The sequence below is a fragment of the uncultured Flavobacterium sp. genome (genome assembly GCF_951805225.1).
Taxonomy (GTDB): Bacteria; Bacteroidota; Bacteroidia; order Flavobacteriales; family Flavobacteriaceae; genus Flavobacterium.
Genome location: NZ_OX638201.1, coordinates 1,228,670 through 1,248,614, shown reverse-complemented (window position 1 = coordinate 1,248,614; position 19,945 = coordinate 1,228,670). Strand labels below are relative to the sequence as shown.

The 19,945-nt window shown below is 32.9% G+C and carries 19 protein-coding genes; 7 read left to right on the top strand and 12 right to left on the bottom strand.

All coding sequences use genetic code 11. The features are described 5' to 3' along the window. Positions 1-38: 38 nt before the first annotated feature. Positions 39-1,070 (bottom strand): methionine synthase, encoded by a 1,032-nt coding sequence (locus WN975_RS05310; protein ID WP_337965581.1) that lies wholly within the window; start codon positions 1,068-1,070, stop codon positions 39-41. A 31-nt stretch (positions 1,071-1,101) separates the two neighbouring features. Continuing rightward, positions 1,102-2,154 carry a DUF1852 domain-containing protein gene (locus tag WN975_RS05305; RefSeq protein ID WP_337965580.1) on the bottom strand — a complete coding sequence of 351 codons (1,053 nt, stop codon included), beginning with the start codon at positions 2,152-2,154 and terminating at the stop codon, positions 1,102-1,104. Positions 2,155-2,421: 267 nt separating this feature from the next. On the opposite strand from WN975_RS05305, the gene WN975_RS05300 reads away from it, so the two are divergent. Next, positions 2,422-3,051: a nitroreductase family protein gene (locus WN975_RS05300; RefSeq protein WP_337965579.1), complete on the top strand. Its 630-nt coding sequence runs from the start codon at positions 2,422-2,424 to the stop codon at positions 3,049-3,051. A 180-nt stretch (positions 3,052-3,231) separates the two neighbouring features. Here WN975_RS05300 and WN975_RS05295 read toward each other — a convergent pair whose 3' ends face one another. Continuing rightward, a complete protein-coding gene (locus WN975_RS05295; protein ID WP_337965578.1) occupies positions 3,232-4,734 on the bottom strand; it encodes a S41 family peptidase in 1,503 nt (500 codons plus the stop codon). Positions 4,735-4,789: 55 nt separating this feature from the next. Between WN975_RS05295 and WN975_RS05290 the strand changes: the two genes are divergently transcribed. Then, positions 4,790-5,170, top strand: a complete 381-nt coding sequence (locus WN975_RS05290; RefSeq protein WP_337965577.1) for a hypothetical protein — start codon at positions 4,790-4,792, stop codon at positions 5,168-5,170. A gap of 277 nt (positions 5,171-5,447) precedes the next feature. Here WN975_RS05290 and WN975_RS05285 read toward each other — a convergent pair whose 3' ends face one another. Next, positions 5,448-5,990, bottom strand: coding sequence for a hypothetical protein (locus tag WN975_RS05285; protein WP_337965576.1), 543 nt, complete (start codon positions 5,988-5,990; stop codon positions 5,448-5,450). A gap of 292 nt (positions 5,991-6,282) precedes the next feature. Between WN975_RS05285 and WN975_RS05280 the strand changes: the two genes are divergently transcribed. Then, positions 6,283-7,893 carry a serine hydrolase gene (locus WN975_RS05280; RefSeq protein ID WP_337965575.1) on the top strand — a complete coding sequence of 537 codons (1,611 nt, stop codon included), beginning with the start codon at positions 6,283-6,285 and terminating at the stop codon, positions 7,891-7,893. A gap of 131 nt (positions 7,894-8,024) precedes the next feature. On the opposite strand, the gene WN975_RS05275 is transcribed toward WN975_RS05280, so the two are convergent. From WN975_RS05275 to WN975_RS05240, 8 genes are all read right to left on the bottom strand, one after another. Continuing rightward, positions 8,025-8,705 (bottom strand): hypothetical protein, encoded by a 681-nt coding sequence (locus tag WN975_RS05275; protein WP_337965574.1) that lies wholly within the window; start codon positions 8,703-8,705, stop codon positions 8,025-8,027. A 185-nt stretch (positions 8,706-8,890) separates the two neighbouring features. Then, positions 8,891-9,313 (bottom strand): organic hydroperoxide resistance protein, encoded by a 423-nt coding sequence (locus tag WN975_RS05270; RefSeq protein ID WP_083694602.1) that lies wholly within the window; start codon positions 9,311-9,313, stop codon positions 8,891-8,893. Position 9,314: 1 nt separating this feature from the next. Next, a complete protein-coding gene (locus tag WN975_RS05265; RefSeq protein WP_337965573.1) occupies positions 9,315-9,749 on the bottom strand; it encodes a MarR family transcriptional regulator in 435 nt (144 codons plus the stop codon). A 29-nt stretch (positions 9,750-9,778) separates the two neighbouring features. Next, the gene (locus WN975_RS05260) at positions 9,779-10,411 is read right to left on the bottom strand and encodes an NAD(P)H-dependent oxidoreductase (protein ID WP_337965572.1); all 633 of its coding nucleotides are present in this window, start codon (positions 10,409-10,411) and stop codon (positions 9,779-9,781) included. Positions 10,412-10,588: 177 nt separating this feature from the next. After that, positions 10,589-11,728 (bottom strand): PepSY-associated TM helix domain-containing protein, encoded by a 1,140-nt coding sequence (locus WN975_RS05255; protein WP_337965571.1) that lies wholly within the window; start codon positions 11,726-11,728, stop codon positions 10,589-10,591. A gap of 16 nt (positions 11,729-11,744) precedes the next feature. Beyond that, positions 11,745-14,087, bottom strand: coding sequence for a TonB-dependent receptor (locus WN975_RS05250; RefSeq protein ID WP_337965570.1), 2,343 nt, complete (start codon positions 14,085-14,087; stop codon positions 11,745-11,747). Between the two features lie 166 nt (positions 14,088-14,253). Then, positions 14,254-15,672: an SDR family oxidoreductase gene (locus WN975_RS05245; RefSeq protein ID WP_337965569.1), complete on the bottom strand. Its 1,419-nt coding sequence runs from the start codon at positions 15,670-15,672 to the stop codon at positions 14,254-14,256. Between the two features lie 178 nt (positions 15,673-15,850). After that, entirely contained in the window at positions 15,851-16,534 is a 684-nt protein-coding gene (locus WN975_RS05240; RefSeq protein ID WP_337965568.1) for an SDR family oxidoreductase, read from the bottom strand. A gap of 189 nt (positions 16,535-16,723) precedes the next feature. Between WN975_RS05240 and WN975_RS05235 the strand changes: the two genes are divergently transcribed. The 4 genes from WN975_RS05235 to WN975_RS05220 all read left to right on the top strand — a co-directional run bounded on the left by WN975_RS05235 (position 16,724) and on the right by WN975_RS05220 (position 19,922). Beyond that, positions 16,724-17,014: a TIGR03643 family protein gene (locus WN975_RS05235; protein WP_337965567.1), complete on the top strand. Its 291-nt coding sequence runs from the start codon at positions 16,724-16,726 to the stop codon at positions 17,012-17,014. Between the two features lie 45 nt (positions 17,015-17,059). After that, entirely contained in the window at positions 17,060-18,487 is a 1,428-nt protein-coding gene (locus tag WN975_RS05230) for a deoxyribodipyrimidine photo-lyase (protein WP_337965566.1), read from the top strand. Between the two features lie 20 nt (positions 18,488-18,507). Beyond that, positions 18,508-18,645, top strand: coding sequence for a DUF2256 domain-containing protein (locus tag WN975_RS05225; protein ID WP_337965565.1), 138 nt, complete (start codon positions 18,508-18,510; stop codon positions 18,643-18,645). 260 nt (positions 18,646-18,905) lie between these two features. After that, positions 18,906-19,922, top strand: a complete 1,017-nt coding sequence (locus WN975_RS05220) for a LacI family DNA-binding transcriptional regulator (RefSeq protein ID WP_337965564.1) — start codon at positions 18,906-18,908, stop codon at positions 19,920-19,922. The last annotated feature ends 23 nt before the right edge of the window (positions 19,923-19,945 follow it).

Sequence of the window (19,945 nt, the reverse complement as noted above, 5' to 3'; positions counted from 1 at the left end):
CCGTGGAGGCACGGACTTCATTATTAATATATTGAGAACTAAATCCCAAGTTCTTTGCGTATAATTTCTGCTCCTGCACTTAAAGCACTTAACTTGCCTCTGGCTATGTTTCGAGATAGCGGAGCCATACCGCAATTTGTAGAAGGATAAAGATTTTCGGCATCTACAAACTCAAGCGCTTTACGCAGGGTATTCGCTACTTCTTCTGGTGTTTCGATAGTGTTGGTTGCCACATCAATGGCGCCAACCATTACTTTTTTACCGCGAACAAGTTCCATTAAATCTAAAGGCACATTGGAGTTGTGACATTCTAAAGACACCACATCAATTTTAGATTTTTGAATTTTCGGAAAAATTTCTTCGTATTGTCGCCACTCCGAACCTAATGTCTTTTTCCAATCAGTATTTGCTTGTATTCCATAACCATAGCAAATATGAATCGCAGTTTGACAGTGTAAACCTTCAATGGCTCTTTCTAATGCTGCCATTCCCCAATCGTTTACTTCATCAAAGAACACATTAAATGCAGGTTCATCAAATTGGATAATATCTACCCCTGCATCTTGAAGTTCTCTTGCTTCTTCGTTGAGTGCTTTCGCAAATTCCCACGCCAATTTTTCCCTGCTTTTATAATGGTCGTCGTACAAGGTATCTACCATTGTCAGCGGGCCTGGCAATGCCCATTTTATAGGCTTGTTAGTCTGTTTACGTAAAAATTTAGCATCTTCAACAAAAACTGCTTTTTGACGTGCAACCTCACCTACAACCACTGGAACACTCGCGTCATAACGGTTACGGATTTTTACAGTTTTACGATTTTCAAAATCTACACCGCTTAAATGCTCGATAAAAGTCGTTACAAAATGTTGGCGTGTCTGCTCACCGTCACAAATGATATCCAGATCTGCCAATTGTTGTTCCTGTAGAGAAATGCGTAAAGCATCTTGTTTTCCTTCAAGTAGCTGATCGCCTTCTAATTTCCATGGTGACCAAAGTTTTTCGGGTGGTGCAAGCCAAGCAGGTTTGGGTAAACTTCCAACAATAGAGGTGGGTAATAATAATTTCTTCATAAGTAGTATAATTTTAATGCGTTGTAATCAATTAAAGGATAAAATTAGCAGACCATTGTTCCAGGAGACTTTTGTAAGGCTTAATGAAATACTCTTCAGCATATTTACCCTGTTCAACAGCCAATTGGCTGCGCTCTTCACGGTCATAATCCACGCGAGTCAGTGAATAATCTTCGTGTTTAAGAGTAGGTTGATAGATTTTTCCAGCCACTGAATTTGCATTGTAAATTTCAGGGCGATAAATCTTCTGAAAAGTCTCCATCGTACTGATTGAGCTGATTAATCCAAGATCAGTATAATCAGCAAGCAGATCTCCGGAATGATAAAAAGCCATCGGTGCCACACTATTCTGAGGCATGAAAAAACGAACCTTTAAGCCCATTTTAGAGAAATATTCATCAGTGATAGAATACTGATCCTGCAGATACTCAAAGCCCAAAACCGGATGCTGATACTCAGTGCGAGTATAAGTTTTGTTGCTCGATACACTTAGACAAATGATCGGCGACATCTTAAAGTGCTCTTTATAAGTGGCTGAACTTACAAAACACTTATAAAGTTTTCCGTGTAAATCACCAAATTTTTCAGGAATGCAAAAATTAGATTTATTTTTATTGTGCTCGATCAATAAAATACTGAAATCATAATCACGAACATAAGACGAAAAATTATTTCCGGCGATACCTTCGATATGCTGGCTAGTCTTGCGGTCAAAAATATTCGTTTTTAAAACTTCAATCAACGGCAGATTGTTAATACCATTCTTATCATCAATACTCATCGTTACTGTGATGATTTCAAGTTCTACAAGGTAACGATCAGCTTTTGGGTTATCTACATGAGCCAACGCATTGAATCGATTGTTAATCATATTTAAGGCATTACGCAAGTTTTGTTGGCGATTACCTCCTCTGGCCAGGTTTGCAAAATTGGTTGTCAAACGCGTTTCACTTGAGGGGTGATAGTTTTCATCTAAACAAGTGCTTTTTAGTGTGAATGCAAAATCATTCGGGATTGTATTCTGAGTTTTTTCAATATTCTTCTTTTCGTTTATTCCCCTATTTTCTTGTATGTTCGCTTTCATCTGATGATAATGTTTAGTTTTTTTACCTTGCAAATTTGAATATAAAAGATTAAATATTTTTATTTACACATAAAATCAGTTAATTATTCTTTTAAAGTTTATTTATAAAGATTAATAATCTTTAAACAAATATAATAATGAAGTAAAACAGATAAATATTCTTTAGTGGCCTAAGATTATGGATTTGGAGTTTCCCAGGGCGCTTCAAAAACTCGAAAAAGAAAACAATATCATTTATATTTGCCAAAAATTAAGATAGACATAGCAATGAATTTGATAGAAAATTTAAAATGGCGCTACGCCACAAAAGCTTACAGTAACATTAAAGTAACAGAAGAAAAGGTCGATCAGATCTTAGAGGCTATAAATCTTTCAGCATCTTCTTGTGGTCTGCAATCTTACCGTGTTTTTGTTGTAAGCAATCCGGAAATTCAAAAAAAATTAGGTGCTGATTCGTATAATGGACAGATTAGCTCTTGCTCTCATTTGTTGGTTTTTGCTGCATTCAATGACATGTCTTCGAGTTACATTGACGATTACATTCTAATGACAGAAAAACAAAGAGGTCTTGATGCTGGTGCCTTATCAGGATTTAGAAATGGATTGCATTCCTATTTTAGCGCTATTAACGCAGAGCAAAAAGCACTTTGGGCAGCAAAACAGGCTTATATTGCACTAGGAACTGCACTTATTGCTGCGGCAGAATTGAAAGTGGACGCCACTCCTATCGAAGGATTTAGTGCCGCCATTATCGATGGGGTTTTGGGTTTGAAACAAAAAGGGTTGCATTCTACAGTTATCCTCGCTTTAGGATATCGGGATTCGGAAAAAGACTATATGGCAACTACCAAAAAAGTTCGTTTGCCTATAGATGAAATGATAACGAAAGTTTATTAATGCTATTAGATATGTTAATTATTAGAGGAAATAGTAAGCTAATTTCTTCAAATCATCCATAAAAGATGTTGAAATTTGTCCTGTTCCCGTCACAAAATCCAAATGGCGTCAATTGAATACAATTGACGCCATTTTTTTTACTACTTCTACTTTAATTCGTAAATTTAATTTCGTTGCTAATTATTGATTTTTCAACCTTTTAATATCCTCTATATATAAACCTTTGGCAGTATTTGTAGGGTTTAATGCAGCAAGATTGTCAATTTTTAATAAAAAAGAAGAATTGGCGGTTTTTGCTGTAGTTCGCATAGTTTGCCCTGTAATTAATTCGAGAGCTTTATTCAAATAAGGATCTTTTACGTTTCCAAATTCAACCAGATTTAGGAAAGTAATATAAGGATTGATTTCGTAATCAGGTACAATTTTCGCTGGATTTGCGTCTTTGTCTTTATTGTAATATGAAAAAGTAATAGGTTGCAATTGCCATTTGTGCTTAGTGCTTCGATTGGCATAGGACGTATAATCAGTAGCAGGAGAATCGTATAATGTGTTTGAGCCAACAAATTTGCCAACAGTTTCTTCTCCTATTGTAACTACGTTAATGTATTTTTTCAGACATTGTATCGTGAGCTCGCTGGCAGAAGCAGTTTGAAAACTTACCAGCACATATATTTTTGTCAAAGCAAGGCTGTTTATACTTTCTTGCCTCTGAAAAGTTGGTTCGTTATCAACCAAGTTAAAAATGTTTACTTTGTCGGAAAGATTTTGATAGCCGTCTTCACTATTGTGTTTATTATTGAAGTCTAAATAAATATATGGTTTATTAGTAAAACCGCCATTAATCATCTGAGCCAGAGCAACTGCCGTTTGTAATGAACCGCCTCCATTGTATCTTAAATCTAAAACCAATTCATTAATTCCATCCGATTGCATTTTAGCGAAAGCCAAATTGAGTTCATCATTATAATCGGGTTTGAAACCATTAAAAACCAGATAACCAATATTCTTTGCCCCATATACTTTCTTTTCGTAATAAGCAACTGGGTTTTCATTAATTTCTGTTGTTGTTACAGTAACAGTTCCTGCTTTGTCAGTAGTAACTAAACTACTGCTTGTAAATTGCACGCTTGCTGCCAAAGTAATTGTCAATTGTGTATTTTCCAGTTGATTATAATTACTTGAAGTAAGCTGGCTTCCATTTATTTTTGTAATAACATCGCCTCTTTTCAATCCTGCCAAAGCTGCTGGTGAATTAGGTACAATGTAGTTAATTAAGGCTACCATATTTGTATTTGATCCGTCTTTTGGGTAGATTGCGTAATTAAAACCACCTATTTTTTCGACTTCTGCAATTTTTGAAACACGCACAATCTGATTACTGTTTTCAATCCAGGAAAATCTATCGACAGTTCCTCTTTGATATAGGAGTGAATAAAAAAGCGCATCGGGAGTTTTTCCGTTGATTAAATTGTTATATACTTCGGTAGAAGTGATTTTGTCGTCGGACAAATTGGCTACATTGGGCTGCCAGTAGTACCAAGAATTCATAGCTTTCCAAACAAAGTTGTTAATCTCGTCTGGCTTGGTAGTTGTGGCTTCTTTAGTGTCAGAATCAGAATCTTTGCTGCAAGCTGTAAAAACCAATCCTACAAGTAATGTTTTAACAATGTATTTTAATTTCATTATTTTTTCAATCGTTTAATTTAAGTTAAATTTGTGGTTGCAAAACGCTAAAAGTATGAAAAATAGTATTCCTAAAGCCGTCTTTTTATTATTTTCTTTTGGACTTTTTTTTCTTTTTTCCTGTTCCGGACAGCTTTTAGATATTAAAAATCAAACGTATAAAAGTTATAACAGTAATCGTGAAAGAGGATATATAGTTAGTTTTAAATTAAATGACACTTCTGTTGTTCCTAAATCGGTTGTGATTAATGGTATTGTTCAGGATATATCCAAAGTAAATAAAATTGAAGATACTTACCAGGTAAATGTAATTGCACAAACTACCATAGTTCATAATTACAAAGTAAAATTTGATAAAAAAGAAAACGGAATTTATTTTGAGAAAAATTCAAATATATTTTTTCAACCTGTAAAATTCAAATTAATCACAGACTAATTAAAAAAGTTTAATTGAAGCCGTTGGGTGTAATTATTACAAACGTGAGTTCAGGTATTCTTTTAACTAAAACAAATTATCATTTTCATTTAAAAACAGTTGAGAAATTAAATAGATTTTTTGATCAATCCCAAACAGGACATACAAACCGTTTACTAATAAAAATTTAAAATAATTATCCTGCAAATCAACTTAAAAGTAAGCTAATTTCTTTAAATAAAGTAAACAGAATAAATGTGTTAAAAGTAATTTTTCTTATCATATACTGTTTTTAACATTAATAATTCCAATCAAAACGTCCTTCTCTTATCTGCACTTTTGCACCTTTATCACTAACGGCGTCAAACCAGAAAGTCCCTGCTATAATTGATTTTGAAAGATCTAAACGCGTTATTTTCAATTCACCCTTCACGATTTCATTAGTATAATATAACTGACTATCCGCTGTACTGTAAACTCCTATTGCTCCGGTGAGTTCAGGTGCTATAGAAAATTTTTTGTTTAGTTTGTACACTTCTCCTTCTTTTACTTCAACTTTTCTGAGCATCACCACGACCATTTCACTTTTTTCGTTGCGAAGATCAGCGAAATTCAGAACGAAATATTGTTCTCCTCCTTCAATTTGATAGAAACAATTTACTGAAGGATTAATGCCGCTTTGATGCGGCAAGAATACTCTGCCGTCGACTAGACATCCAACAGTGTTTGCTCCGGTAGTTGTTGCCGGGGGCAGTTGTGCTTCTCCGTTAAAAATACTACCGTCCTTATCGCAGGAAGCAAACAGAAACAAAACAAAAAACAGTGATACTATTTTTCTCATGATTTAAAGTTTTTGTAAAGATGTAATATTTTTTATAAATAAGATAAAGTTTACATTAATTTTTCTATTTATTTGGTTTTTAATACATTCATTTTTTGAAATAAAAAAAAATGGCTAAATAGTATAGAAATCAATAGATTTTTGGTTTAATCCCCGACACTTGGATTGTGCTCTGAATTTTGCTTGAAAATTCAGTTCGGAATTTTTATTTGTAATCTTTTATTCTAAATTTACGCAACTGTCACAAAGGGCAAACTGTTAGTTAGAATTCAATAAAAAGTCTAAAAAAAACATGAAATCAATTCAATCAATCACTTTTATTTTATTATTTATAACACAATTGGGTTTTGCACAAACTAAGAAAGAAAAATTAGAACAACTTTTTGAATTTTACAATCAACAAAATCTATTTAACGGTTCTGTTTTTATTTCTGAAAAAGGAGAAACTTTACTAGATAAAGGTTATGGATTATCAAATGTAGCTCTAAAAAAGGAAAATAACGCTAAGAGCATTTTTCAAATATATTCCATTACAAAAACTTTTACAGCAACGGTAATTTTAAAATTAGTAGAAGAAAAAAAACTTTCATTGCAGGATAAACTTTCAAAGTTCTATCCAGATTATCCCGATGCAAATGCTATTTCAATTGAAAGTTTGTTAACCCATACCTCTGGAGTTTATGACTATACAAGAGGAAATGATATGAAAGACCAAACGGAAAAATCATTTATTGAATTTCAAAAAACAAAACCTTTGGATTTTCCAGTTGGAACCGATTGGAGTTATTCTAACTCGGGATATTATTTTCTAGGCTATGTAATTCAAAAAGTTACTGGAATGAGTTACGAAAAAGCAGTTGAAAAATACATATTCAAACCATTGAAAATGAAGCAAAGTGGTTTTGCTTTTAAAAATCTAAAAAGTGAAAATAAAACCATTGGCTATGAGATTTTTACTGAAAAAGAACAAAAACCATCGATTGTTTATGATCCACCTATGCCTTTTGCAGCTGGTGGAATATACTCAACTGTTGAAGATTTAAACAAATATTATAATGGACTAAAAAATTACAAAATTATCTCCAAAGAAAATTTAGAAAAAGCATATACATCTTTCAAAAAAAATTATGGTTATGGTTGGATTACAATGAAAATGTTTGGAAAAATGACAGTTGGCCATAGTGGTTATGGAGCTGGTTTTTGCAGCAATTTTGTTCAAATTCCCCAAGATGATGTCTGCATTATACTGCTTACAAATACAGAAAGAGGTTTAAATACTGCCACTTATGCTATTATAAAAACTTTGTATAATTTATATGATAAAGATTATAAAATTCCAATTGTAGCCAACGTAAGCTCAGAAACTTTAAAGCAATATGTGGGAACTTATCAAGTAGAAGACAATTTTGTAATTTACCTTACAGTTGAAAACAATAAATTAAAATTGCAAAGTGGAAACGGGCCTACAACTATTCTATATCCTGTAAAAGAAAATTTATTTTTCGCTGAAGAATTAATGGGTGATGTAATTTTTGAAAGAGACAAGACTTCACAAATAGAGTCATTAAGTTTTCATGTAGGAAATCAACTAAAAAAAGCAACAAAAATATTTCCTTCTTGGGGAATTGTAGGAACTGCCACAGAAAAAGGCTGGGATGGTCCTGATGCAAAACTTTTTGAAACTGAAACAAAAGGAATTTGGACAATTAAAAATGTGACTTTAAAAACAGGAGAGCTTAAATTTCGTTTTAATGACGATTGGACTTTAAACTTTGGAAAAGATATGAGCGACGGAATAATGCCAAAAGGAGATAATATTGAAATTTCAACAGGCGTTTATGATATTATTTTGGACATAACTGATTACGAAAAACCAAAATACCAAATTTTCAAGAAAAGTTAAACGTTTGTAAATTATTCATTAACAGACACAAAAAATCCCATTTCTAACGAAATGGGATTTTTTTATACCTAATTGTTGCTATTTAATCTGTCGTAATCTTATAAAATTCTTAAAAATACTAAGAATCATCCCTAAAGAAATAGATTACTGTCAGCATCCCAGTTCTTCTCCAAAGCTTCAAAATATTCTACTTTCACTCCATCAATTTTTTGATAAACCTCTCTGCTTACTTTGTCCGGAAAAGTGTTTAATTCTGAAAAATTAGCCGTTAAAATCATTCTTCCGCATCCAAACAAAACAGAAGTAATACCAAGCAGTATATCTGTATTTCCCCAATCACTTACCAACATTAATAAGGCTGATGCCGATACTAAAATTACAACCCAGTTTAAATTCCTAAAACGGCTCCAATCTATCATTCCGTATTGCGCCAGTGAACCTGCCAGGATAAGATTAAAGAAACCAGCTATAAAAAAGTAAGATAAAAAAACTTCATTTACATTTAGAATATTTACAAGATCAAATAAAATTAAAATTCCAGTAATTATTGTAAGTATTCCAGACTGTATGAATAATCCCCATGCCTCTAATTTTCTTTTATTGGCAAGAGCGAAAAAAATCTCGCAACCACCATTTATAATCAGTAAAAAAGCAGAAAACCCAATGATGTAAAACTCTATAGAATGCGTAATTAATAATGAGATACACCATGTAATGTTAAATAGCAAACCGCTGATGAAAAATATAGAATTAAAACGAAGCTTTTCAATCATAAATTTAGGAATGCTTTGAACCTTACTTTTTTCTGCCATTTCAAGTTTCATTGAATGATTTCTTTAAAATTTAACCTATTATTTTTTACTTGCAAATTTAGCTTTTTGAATGAGAATGCTAAAAAAAATGTCACATAAACAGGTCTTAAAGTCGCTTTTAAAATAAAACATAAAAAAATCTGCATCAAAAGAAGCAGATTTTATATAATTTGAAGAAATTAATCTTAGTTATTGGTCACCGAAAGCTTAACTTCAATATTGGATCTTGTCGCATTTGAATAAGGACAAATTTGATGCGCTTTTTCTGTTAATTCCTGAGCTTCTTCAATAGAAACTCCTGGAATATTCACATCGAGTTCTGCTGCAAGACCAAAACCACCATCTTCATTTTGCCCGATGCTTACTTTTGCAGCTACCGAAGTTTCACCGGTTTGAATTTTAGATTTACTAATGATCAAATTTAATGCACTATCAAAGCACGCTGCATATCCTGCTGCGAAAAGCATTTCCGGATTGGTAAAATCATCATTTGCTCCGCCTAAAGCTTTCGGCATTCTTACTTCAAGGTTCAAAATTCCGTTTTCGCTTTTTACCTGTCCGTTTCTTCCGCCTTTTGCAGTAACACTTGTTGTATATAATGTTTTCATTTTATTTTTGAATTTTATTTAAAATTTTCTGAACAGTTTCTTTGAGTTCTAATAAATCTTCTGTTGTTAAATTTAGTTTTTCCTGCATTTTTAAGGGAATTTCACACGCTTTTTGCTGCAAATTTCTTCCCTTATCAGCTAAAAAAACTTCAACGACTCTTTCATCTTCTTTTTTTCTTTTTCTGATGATAAAACCTTTGACTTCAAGTCTTTTCAATAACGGTGTTAACGTACCGCTGTCAAGAAACAGTTTTTCGCCAATCTGATTTACAGTCAATCCATCTTTCTCCCAAAGTACCATCATCGCAAGATATTGCGGGTAGGTAATATCAAGTTCATCAAGAAATGGTCGGTACAAACCGATAACTTCTTTTGAAATAACGTAAAGCGGAAAACAAAGTTGGTTTCCCAATTGCAGCGGATGGTTATCTTCCATAATCTATTGACAAAAAGTAAAGTAAAAAACTATTTTCTGATGATAAATTCCTCCATAGGAATTCTTACTTTCTTCATTTTAGAAAGCCAGTCATTTTCGGTGTCTCTATAACCCAAATATAAAAGTGTAACACTTTTTAAACCTAATTCTTTTAGATTCAAAATCTCATCTACTACTTCATTGCTAAATCCTTCAGCCGGAGTAGAATCAATCTTAAGTTCAGCTGCCTGAGCCATTGCCAAACCTAATGCGATATAAGATTGTCTTGCTGTGTGTGCAAAATGCTGCTCAGGAGTTTGGGCTCCGTAGATTTGCTTAATCTGATCTGTGTAACTATTGAAACGACCTCTTGGTAACTCTCTTACATCAGTGTGATGATCATAAACTTTATCGATTTTCTCATTAGAGTAACTCTCCCATGCAGCAAAAACCAATACATGAGAACAATCTCTCATAACTTCCGGATTTAATGCACCTTTAACCATCTTCTCTTTCAATTCCTGATTTTCTACCACAATCACACGAAAAGGCTGTAAACCAGATGAAGTTGGAGCTAATCTGGCAACTTCTAAAATTTTATCTAAATCTTCTCCTGATACTTTTTTTGTTGAGTCATATGCTTTTACGGCATGTCTCCAGTTTAAATCTTCTATTAACGACATTCTTTCTTATTTTATAAATTAAAAATTCTAATATTAAAATTGTTTGAATCAAAACAACAGCACAAATATAACGAACAATTAAATTGTGCGCAATTTAATTGTGAGTTTTTTTATTTTAAAAGAAATGCAAAAACATCTAATCATTTAAAATTCAATAAAATAAACTGGAAATTTAATCTATTTTTTCTTTTTGTTTCTTCCCCACCAAATCAAAAAACCGCTTACAGGAAGCAATGCACAAAACAACGCAATAAACGAAGCTAATATTTTGGTTGGTAAACCATAAATACTGCCTGTATGAATGGCGTAATTACTGTTTCGCCATTTTGCTCCAAGTGTTTTATCGTTATGTGTTACTTTATAATAATTCTGAGCCGAGTGACTATTATAAGTATAACTGTCAGATTCATCCCAACCGGAATTTCCTTCATGCTTTACAAAAGTGGTAATAGGAACTGCTTCTTTAGAGATTTTTTCAGGTAATGAAAGACCTATAGAAATCCAATTTGGGATTTTTTCTTTTGTGTCTTTTACAATATATTCTAACGGATTTAAGGTTTTTGCACTGCTTTCTTTCGAAATTTCCGGAGCTTTGTTCCAAACCTTTTCAGGATCATTTCCTAAGATTTTGTAGATTCCGTTCGTCCACCAGTCAAACGTCCAGACCAAGCCTGTAATAGCAAAAATCAAGATAAAGATAAAGGTATAAATACCGCCAATATTATGGATATCGTAGTTTTTGCGTTTCCATTTTGTGGTGTTTTTCCATCTAAACCAAACCCTTTGTTTTAATGCCGCTTTATTTTTGGGCCACCATAAATAGATTCCGGTTAAAATCAGCATAAAAATAATCAAGGTCGAAAACCCAACGATATAATGACCAATTTCATAAGTCAGCAACAAATTTTGATGCAATATTCTAAGATTAAAGATCCAATCGTATCTTAAATCAACTTCTCCTAATTCTTTACCTGTATATTGATCGATATAGATATTACTGTAATTTTCATAATCTGAAAATGCGGTCCAATGCGGTTTTGTATTCTCTTTATAACTGGTAAAAACATAACTTTTTTCTGGGTTCTTGTCAATTATAGCATAATCTGAAAACGGATGTTTTTGTTTTATAACAGCAGTAAGACTGTCCAGTGGTACAACATTAGTCTTGACTTCAGGCACAAAAACTTTGTCTTTATGGTACCAAGAAGTTAATTCTGCGTCCCAGACAAAAATACTGGCCGCCAACATGCTTATAAATACAACAAGCCCGGACACAAGTCCGAGCCATAAATGTATTTTATTTAAAGTTTTTCTCATCTAATACTTGTAAAAATTAGAATGTATAACCAACATTCACAAGGAAATTACTTGGTGCTCCGGTAAAATTTCGCTGATAATTATAACCGCCAACTAAATATTTCTTATCAAAAATATTATTGAAATTAACTCCAATTGTAAAACGATCTACTTTATAATAAGTTGCAGCATTAAAAACTACATAAGAAGGCAGTTGCAGCGTGCGTACAAATGTTTCTCTTTTAGAAACCTGACTGTGACCAATTGCAAGACCTAATCCTTTTATTTTTCCTTCGGTAAAGCTGTATTTTATCCAGCTTCCGCTAATATTTTTTGGCGCATTTTCTTTTGTAAGTCCTACTTTATTATCCGAATCATCTTTTGTAGACTTAGTAATTATCGCATTGTTATAAGCATAACTTAAATTCACACTCCAGTTATTATCAATTCTTCCTGTGGCTTCAACTTCAAAACCTCTTGCTCTCTCCTGCCCTCTTTGTTCTAACAAATCCGGATTTGAAGCATCGTTGGCACTTACCAATATATTGTTTTTTGTAATTTGATATACCGCAGTTCCCACAAAAAGCCTTTTGTTAAAGAATTCTCCTTTAGAACCTACTTCATATAAATTACTGGTCATAGGATCAAAAGGTCCTCCTGAATTTGCGCTGCCAAATATCGAAGCGTCCTGAGCTTCAAATCCAGTGGCATAAGTTCCGTAAACATTGATATTATCAGCAACACTATAAGTAAGTCCAACTTTTGGTAATAATGCTTTTTCTGATTTTTTACCATCTGTAATTCCTGCAGCTTTATTTTCAGGAAAAGTATAGAACTCTTGTCTTAAACTTAACAATAACTGAATCTTTTTGTATTTGATTAAGTCCTGAACATAGAATCCGTTAGTATAATATTCACTTATTTCATTTTCTGATGCAGTAAACTTATACGTTTCAATTGGTCGTATTAAATAAGTAGGATTTAATAAATCAAAATTACTCACATTCCCGGATTCGTTCTCTGCATCTCTTTCATACTTATTAATTTCTCCATTAATATAATCGTATCCTGCAACTGCCTGATGCTCCAATTCTCCCGTTTTAAATTTTGAAGAAAAGTAAGTCGAAAGATTATTTCCCTGCTGAATCGTTTTACGATCATTAAAATACATGGCAATCATTGTAGGCGTAATGTAACCGTTGAAACCGTGTTCGTTCAATTCTTCATCATATCTTACTTTTAAATAAGAAGCATTAAACGTCAAATGCTCATTAATAACCTGACTGAAAGACAAAGTCAATGCTAATGTTTTACTTTTCAGATAATCATTTGGCTGTGCAATATTAAAACCAATTGGAGTAGCAAAAAGATCAGTAGTTCCCTGAATAATAGTTCTTCCTCTGTCTAGTTTTGTGTCCAGATTAGTATATACTAAATCGGCATTAAAACGAGTTCCTTCTTTTGGAATAAAGGAAACAGAAGGTGCAATTACAATCGATTTATTACTGATTTGATCTCTGTAAGTATCTGCATTTTCATATCCTAAATTCAATCTGTACAAAAGCGTTTTATCATCGTTTACAGGACCGGTAAAATCAGCAGAAGTTCTAAAAGTATTGAAACTTCCTGTTGTAAACTGAATCGCCTGTCTTGCTTCATCCAACGGTTTTTTTGTAATCATATTGATCGTTCCACCTGGACTTGAATTCGCAAAAACAGCAGATGCCGGTCCTTTTATGTATTCTACTCTTTCGATATTTACAAGTAGCGGACTTGTCCAAAAACTGTTTACGCCTCGAAGACCGTTGATTAACCTTCCGTTACTATCATTATTTCTAAAACCTCGAATGGTAATATCATCATAAGTACTAAATTCGTTTACACCTGCGACATTTTTCCCAACATCTTTTAAGCGCAATGCCTGTTGATCCTGAATCAGCTCTTTGGTTACAAACGATATACTTTGCGGCACATCTATAACTCTCATCTCTAACTTAGTTGCCGAAAAAGTATTGTCGTTTTTATACGATGATTTCTTTCTTCCGGTAACTTCTACAGATTGAAGCTGGTTTGTTGTTTCTACTAAAAAAACTTCAGGAACCAGCGTAATTTCATTGTCCTTAAGTTCTACGGCGATTTGCTGTGTTTCAAAACCAACAGCTGATATTATTACTATTTTATTACCGGCTGAGAGATTTTTTAAGATATACTCTCCACGACTGTCTGTTACAGTTGCTGCCGCATTTTCTTTAATTTTTATATTAACCGTTTCAGAACTGCTGTTTGCAGTTTTAACTGTACCTGAAATACCTGAGGTTTGGGAAAATATAAAATTACTAACTAAGCAGAAAAAACTACTTATTACAATTTTTTTCTTCATTACTTTTGGTTGTTAAATTTTGCCCAAAAATAAATTTATTTTTATTCATTCTAAATAAAAATTGAAATTAATTTTAACAAAAATATTCCAAAAATAAAATTGAAAGACTTTAATTATAGCACATTAAAAAAGAGTTAAGATATATCATACAAACTGTGATTATCTCCTATTTTAAAACTAATTTATTTATCATTCCTTTAAAAATAAAACCATGAAAAGGAAGCACAGAATACCAATAAAGTTTACCAAATATTCCTTTAGGTCTAAAAGTTGCCGCCTGATATAATGTGTCATTAAAAATTTTAAATTCGAGCCATGCCTCTCCGGGAAGTTTCATCTCGGCATACAAAATTAATTTTCCCTGTTCCTTATTAGCATAAACCACACGCCAAAAATCGAGTGCATCGCCAGCATGAATTTCATGTTTGTTTGTTCTGCCTCGTCTTGCGCCAACTCCTCCAAAAAGTTTATCAATAAAGCCACGTAAACTCCACAGCCAATCTCCATAATACCAGCCCGTTTCTCCGCCTATCGACCAAATTTTGGCAATCGTAGAATCACGGTCAATGATTTTTCTTTTTCTTCTATCAATAAAACAATCCTTTTTGGGAACCTTGAGATAATAAGAAACACTTCCTTTAAACTGTCCGCTAATTTGTGAATCTTTCCAGCTCGAAGCTACAGCATCTTCATCAATCTTTACAAGTGCCTTTTGCAACGCCTGATTGTAACTAATTGGTTTTACATCCAGCAATTCATTAATTCTATTATCCCTGCAAACCACTTCAACTTTCATGCTGCTCACTAATGCCGAAGCCAATTTAAAAGAAGTAGAAGTAATAAAATACAACCAATACGATGATAATTTTGGCGTCATTACCGGAAGCGTATAAATGTATCTTTTGAGGTTTTTAGCATCAGCAAATCTCAATAACATTTCTTTGTAAGTCAGAATATCAGGTCCGCCAATATCAAAACTCTCATTATAAGTTTTAGGATTTAGCAATGCTTTTATTAAAAATTCCAAAACATCAGTAATAGCAATAGGCTGACATTTGGTGTTAAGCCATTTTGGAGTAATCATTACTGGGAGTTTATGAATCAAATCCCGAATAATTTCAAAAGAAGCGCTTCCCGATCCTACAATAATTCCCGCTCTTAAAGTGGTAGTTGGAATTTTTCCGGTTTTTAGAATTTCTTCTACTGCTTTTCTCGAAGATAAATGTTTAGATAAGGATTTATCATTGACAATTCCGCTTAAATAAATAATTTGTCTGGCATTTGTTTTGTTTATTTTTTCCTTGAAATTGTTAGCTGAAATTCTTTCCAATTCATCATAATTATCCGCAGCAGACATGGAATGAATTAGATAATAAGCCGCATCAATATCGTTCGGGATTTTTTCTACACTTTCCTGATTTAAAAAGTCAACTTCAATAAGTTGTATGTTTACTGAAGCTTTTTCAGGATAATAAAATCGTTTTTTATCCCGCACACAACAAATTACTTCATGTCCCTGATCCAGCAATAAAGGCAAAAGCCTTTTACCAATATATCCTGTTACGCCTGTTAATAGAATTTTCATGCTTTTATTTTTTATAACCCGTTGGGCAATGTCATTAAGTTAAGAGGAAATCTATAAAATTACTTAACAGTTTAATTAAGAAAGCAATTATAAAGATCCGTTTTATCAGCGTTTTCGCTTTAGCAAATCAGTAAAATCAGCGTCTAATTTTGACGCGGATAAACGCGGATTGGGTTGTTTACATTTTAAAACTAACCAAACCATAATCCATTTGAAAAATTTGTCCGGAGATTGATCCGGCGCCTTTAGAAATCAAATAATCTGCCATTTGCGCCACTTCCTGAGGTTTTAAATAATTCTTAAGCGGATGACGTTCGATCATATTTTCTTTCATACGATCATTTCGCAAAATAGAAGCTGACAATGAAGTTTCGGTAATCGTTGGTGCAATTCCATTAATACGAATTGTGGGAGCCAGTTCTGCGCCTAACGATTTCACAAGACCTTCTACTCCGCCTTTTGCTACAGCAATACTGGCATGATAAGGCATTCCGAGTTTTACGGCAACTGTACTAAAAAGAATAATCGACGGATTTATTCCTTTTTTTAAAGCCGGCAAATAATGCTGTATCACTTTTACAGCGCCAATGACATTGATTTCAAAATCATTTCGAAAATCATCAATACTTAAACTCAAAATAGGTTTTAAATTTATAGATCCTGGACAATAAATAAGAGCATCGATACTTTCAATTTCAGGAAGTGTATCAATTAAAACATCTGCATTATAATGAATTAAATTAGGATGCGAAATATCAGGAGCATTTCTGCTGATGTTGTAAACCTGTTTATTTTCTAATTGCTGCAATACTATTGCACTGCCAATTCCTTTGCTTCCTCCAATAACCAGTACTTTTTCCATTGTAATATCTTTAAATTAAAAACGCTGTCTAATCTCTCAATATTTACAATCAGCTTTAATAAAAAGCTGATTTACACCTTAAAGATAGTTATTGTTTAACTTTTATACAATAAGATTAAACAAAATAAATTTAATTAAGTATCTTAGCTTTACAATTATTCCATTTAATAGTCTAAAAAACTCATTTATATGAATGTAAAAAATAGTAACTTTTCTATACTTGAACTCGATCGTATCATTGAAATGGCTTGGGAAGACAGAACTACATTTGATGCTATAAAATTTCAGTTTAATTTATCAGAAGCCGATGTGAAGGCTTTAATGAAAAAAGAATTGAAATTTAGCAGTTATAAACTATGGCGTAAACGTGTAGAGAATTGCAAAACCAAACATTCGGCAAAACGTTCTGTCGAAATAGATCGCTTTAAATGCAGCCGACAAAGAGCTATTTCAAATAATAAAATTTCAAAGAGAAGATAAAAACTTCTGCTTAACAAAGACATTGACTTCATTACAACTTAAAAATTGAGCAAAAAAGAGATAAATATTATATGGTTCAAACGTGATCTTCGTTTTACAGATCACGAACCTCTTTTTATGGCTCAGCAAGAAAATATTCCGCTGCTTTTGGTTTACTTTTTTGAACCTTCAATAATGGCACACGATGATTCGGATGTTCGCCATTGGAGGTTTGTTTATGAATCTTTGAAGGAAATGCAATCTAAGTTAAAGGCAATTGGAGCGCAACTTTATTATTTTCACAATGAAGTCGAACCTGTTTTTGAGCAATTATGCAGCATTTATGATATTAAAACCGTGTTTTCGCATCAGGAAATTGGCAATAAAACCACCTTTGACCGCGATATTGCCATGCAGTCTTTTTTTAATAATCATAACATTTTGTGGAAACAATCACAATTACATGGTGTAATAAGAAAACTGAAATCCAGAGAAAATTGGGACGAACGCTGGGAAAAAGTAATGCGTGCAGACCCAAAAATTATTGATTTAAAAACTATCACTTTTGAAAGTTTAAATCCTGATTTTTATCTGAACTTAAAAGGAAAAACACTTTCTAAAGAAATTACGGAACACAATGAAAACTTTCAGCAAGGTGGTGAATATTGGGCTTGGCGGTATTTAAAAAGTTTTGCAGAAGAACGTCATGTAAATTACAGCAAACACATTTCTAAACCCAGCTTAAGCCGAAAAAGCTGTAGCAGACTTTCGCCCTATCTTACCTACGGAAACGTAAGTATGAGAATGGTATATCATTATACGAATCAGTTTTATGAAGCGTCTCCAAACCAAAAAGCGATGCTTAATTTTGTTTCAAGACTGCATTGGCATTGCCATTTTATGCAGAAATTTGAAAGTGATTGCCGCATTGAGTTTGAAAATATCGATCATAGCTTTGACGTACTGATAAAACCTAAAAATGAAATCTACATAAAAGCGTGGCAAGAAGGAAAAACTGGCGTTCCTATTGTTGATGCTTGTATGCGATGTTTAATTGCAACCGGATTTATCAACTTTAGAATGCGTGCTTTGGTGGTTTCTTTTTTTGTTTTTAATCTTTGGCAAGACTGGCGGGATCTTCATTTTTTAGCACGACAATTTCTGGATTATGAACCCGGAATTCATTATCCGCAGTTGCAAATGCAGGCGGGCGTAACAGGAACAGGCACTATTAGAATCTACAATCCCATTAAAAATTCTGAAGAACATGACAGCGAAGGAGTATTTATAAAAAAATGGGTTCCGGAACTCGTAAATATTCCGCCTCATTTACTTCATGAACCTTGGAAATTGGGCTTGATTGATCAGCAATTGTATGAATGTGAAATTGGAAAAGATTATCCGTTTCCGATAGTTGATATTGAAGAAACCAGAAAATATGCAAGCGCCATCATTTGGAACATTAGAAAAAATGGAGAAATTAAAGTCCAGTAATTGAAATAGTACCAATTCTAATGCGAAAATTAAAAAAAGAAAATCTGCCCACCAAGATCTGTCCGGTTTGTAATCGTCCTTTTTCCTGGAGAAAGAAATGGGAAAAAGTTTGGGATGAAGTTAAATATTGTAGTGATAAATGCAGAATGAATAAATAAGTAAGACTCAAAAGTTTTAAAACCCATTCATGAAAGTCTATTAAATTGCAGTCATTTCTGCTTAAAAAACTGACGATTTATATTGCATATATAATGATAGAAATTCAATCTAAGGCTGATTTTAGTATAGATTACATTCAAAATACTGGCAATCTATTTTTTAATCAATATTTTATCTTTTCGAAAACATAAATTATTTTTTAAATAAATTTGCTTAAACGTTTAACTTTATTATATTTGCCCTTCAAGAAAACGTTGTAGTGAAAAAAGTTTCCATAAAAGATGTAGCATTAAAAGCGGGTGTGTCTATCGCCTCGGTTTCTTATGTGCTTAATAATAAGCCCAACGGCCGCATTGGAAAAGAAACTACAGAAAAGGTTATCAAAGCAGCCGAAGAATTAAATTATCGTGCCAATACTGCTGCAAAAAATCTAAAAACACAACGAACTAATATTATCGGACTTATTGTGGCTGATATTGCCAATCCCTATTTCTCACAAATAGCCCGAATAATAGAAAACGAAGCCACTAAAAAAGGATACACGCTTATTATAGGAAGTTCTGACGAAAATAAAGAAAAATTTGAAAGTCTTGTCAGCATGTTTTATCACCGTCAAGCGGAAGGATTAATTATTGCGCCTGTTGAAAATTCAGAAGCTTGTTTGCAAAGATTACAAAAGCAAAATATTCCGTTTGTTTTCATAGACCGTTATCTTCCAAAGATTAAGGCAGACAATATTCAGATTAACAATTATGAAATCAGTTATAATGTTACGCAACATCTTATCAAAGAAAAACGAAGCAATATACTTATCGTAGCTTATGATTCAACGCTGGATCATTTGATGCAACGAACAAAGGGTTTTAAAGATGCCTTGAAGAAATACAACATAGCTTACAACGATCATAATATATTGAATATTAACAAGGATCACATTGATGAGGATATTGATAAAGGTTTCAATACTATATTTCAAGGCAATACCAAACCTGATGCTGTATTTTTTGTAAGTAATAAACTGGCGGTTTCAGGCTTAAAAAAGATCATGAAACTTGGAATTGCTGTACCCAATGATCTTGCTGTTGTGGCTTTTGATGAAACGGAAGCATACGAACTTTTCAGCGTGCCATTATCCTACGTAAGTCAGCCTTTGACTGATATTGGAATTTCAGCAGTTGAAGTCCTTCATAATAAAATTAAAGATCCGCAGCTTCCTGTACAAAATATTACACTAGAAGCTCAAATACACATTAAAGCCTCTTCAAAAATTCAATAATTTATAATACTTTTTTATTTATC